Source organism: Streptomyces palmae, assembly GCF_004684805.1.
Classification (GTDB): domain Bacteria; phylum Actinomycetota; class Actinomycetes; order Streptomycetales; family Streptomycetaceae; genus Streptomyces; species Streptomyces palmae.
This window is the reverse complement of the sequence record NZ_SRID01000606.1, coordinates 1-2,161: the sequence shown is the minus strand read 5'-3', so window position 1 is coordinate 2,161 and position 2,161 is coordinate 1. Positions and strand designations below refer to the sequence as shown.

General features: G+C 73.1%; 3 protein-coding genes. 1 reads left to right on the top strand and 2 read right to left on the bottom strand.

Annotated features, from left to right (window positions below; genetic code table 11):
• Both E4099_RS31430 and E4099_RS31425 read right to left on the bottom strand, forming a co-directional pair.
• Positions 1–899: transketolase family protein (locus tag E4099_RS31430; RefSeq protein ID WP_135342499.1), on the bottom strand; the 899-nt coding region annotated here is incomplete at its 3' end.
• A gap of 32 nt (positions 900–931) precedes the next feature.
• Positions 932–1,636 carry a transketolase gene (locus tag E4099_RS31425; RefSeq protein ID WP_135342498.1) on the bottom strand — a complete coding sequence of 235 codons (705 nt, stop codon included), beginning with the start codon at positions 1,634–1,636 and terminating at the stop codon, positions 932–934.
• 57 nt (positions 1,637–1,693) lie between these two features.
• On the opposite strand from E4099_RS31425, the gene soxR reads away from it, so the two are divergent.
• Positions 1,694–2,158, top strand: coding sequence for a redox-sensitive transcriptional activator SoxR (gene soxR, locus E4099_RS31420; protein ID WP_135342497.1), 465 nt, complete (start codon positions 1,694–1,696; stop codon positions 2,156–2,158).
• Positions 2,159–2,161 lie beyond the last annotated feature (3 nt).

Here is a 2,161-nt window from a genome sequence, read left to right as displayed (position 1 = left end):
CCGTTCAGGAATCCGCTGATCCGCGTCCGCAGCGAGGCCGGGTCCAGGCCCTGCCCGGCCAGATGCTCCTCGATGGTGCCGTACCGGCGCAGCTCGCGGCGGGCGACGCCGAGCCCCAGCACCCGGTGCGGCACCTCGGCCAGCGCGTCGTTCGCGGCGGCCGTCGACGTGCCGGCCAGATACGGCTCCACCAGCACCACCTCCGCCGCCCGCTGGGAGCCGACCGCGGCGCGCAGCGTCCGGCCGTCGAAGGGGCGTACCGTCGTGGCGTACAGCACGGTCAGGTCCATCCCCTCGACCGCGGCGAGCACCGGGTCCAGCATCGGTCCCACCGCCACCACCACCCCGGCGCGCCCCTCCCGCACGGTCTCGAACCTGTCTCCGGCGACCGCCCGGGGCGCGCCGTTGACCTGCGCCGACAGCCGTACGTACACCCGGTCGTCCCCTGCCGCGGCGGCGTGCCGCAGCAAGGTCTCGGCCTCGTCCGGGTGGCCAGGTACATGCACCGTCCAGCCGTCGAGGGTGTCCAGCAGGGCCACGTCGCCGGGGGCCATATGGGTGAAACCGCCCGCCGGCCAGTCGTACGAGCCACCCGCGCTGACCAGCACCCCTCCGGTGCCCTGGTGGCCGAAGTCGAGTTTCACCTGCTCGAAGGCGCGCTCCACCAGGAAGCTGGCGAAGGTGTGCACCACCGGGCGCATCCCCGCCAGAGCCAGTCCACCACCCACCCCGAGCAGCAGCTGCTCGCGGATCCCCACGTTGATCACGCGCTCCGGGTGCGCCCGGGCGGCACCGGCGAACCCGTCCACGCCGATGTCGGCGAGCACGACCGCGAGCCGGGGGTCCTCATCCAGCAGCCGGGAGGTGACCGCGGCGAATCGCTCACGCATGGTGTCCATGGATATGCCTTCCTTCGGTTCTTCGGCTCGGCTCAGCGGTTCTTCGGCTCGACATGGGCGACCACGGCACGCGGCCGCCCCGGGTGCGGCGCGGTGTAGGAGGCGTGGAGCGCCCGGTGATCCCGGCCGTCGACGTCCGCGACGCTCCACCCCGCGGCCTCGAAGCGCCCGGCGATGCCGCCGCGCCAGCCGTGCGTCGCGGAGGAGTTGTCGATGACCAGGGTGTGCAGCTGCTCCAGGCCGGCGGCGCCCGCGTAGGCCAGCGCCTCGTGATTGCTGCCCTCGTCCAGCTCCGCGTCACCGATCAGCACCCACACCCGCGGATCGGTGAGTCCGCGGGCCCGCAGCCCCAGCACCGTCCCGACGGCCAGCGGCAGACCGTGCCCCAGGGAGCCGCTGCCGATCTCGGCGCCCGGCACCAGCAGCCGGTCCGGGTGGTGCCCCAGCGGGGAGTCGTACGCCCCGAAGGTCGACAGTACGGAGGCGGGGAAGTACCCCTTGGCGGCCAGCACCGCGTAGTACGCCATCGGCCCGTGCCCCTTGGAGAGCAGGAAGCGGTCCCGGTCCGGTGCGTCCGCGGTCCGCGGCGAGACCCGCAGGACACGGTCGTACAGCACCCAGAGGGCATCCATCGTGGAGGTGGCGGCGGGGCCGTGCTTCTCGTCCCCGGTCATCAGGCTCATCAGACGCGGCAGGTCCGCGTACCCGTATTCGGCTGCGACAGTCGCTGAGGTCATGCGGGAAAGCCTGCAACTTCAAGTCGACTTGAAGTCAAGGCTCTATTCTCACTGGTCATGACCTCGCCACACGACCCCCTCACCATCGGAGAGCTCGCGGCCCGCAGCGGACTGGCCACCTCCGCCCTGCGCTACTACGAGGAACTCGGCCTGATCCGCGCGGCCCGGACCGCCGGCCGCCAGCGGCGCTACCCGCGGGCCACCCTGCGCCGGGTCGCGTTCATCCGGGCGGCCCGGCAGGTGGGCCTCTCCCTGGACGAGGCCAGGGAAGCCCTGTCCCGCCTGCCCGAGGACCGCGCCCCCAACGCCACCCAGTGGAACGCCGTGGCTACCACCTGGACCGACCGCATCGACCAGCAGATCGCCGACCTCGAGCGCCTCAAGCGCAGGCTGACCGGGTGCATCGGCTGCGGCTGCCTGTCCCTGCGCAAATGCGCCCTCTACAACCCCGGGGACGGCGCGGCCGAGCGCGGCACCGGGGCCCGCTACCTCCTGGGCGACGAGCCCCCCAGCGCCCCCTGACCG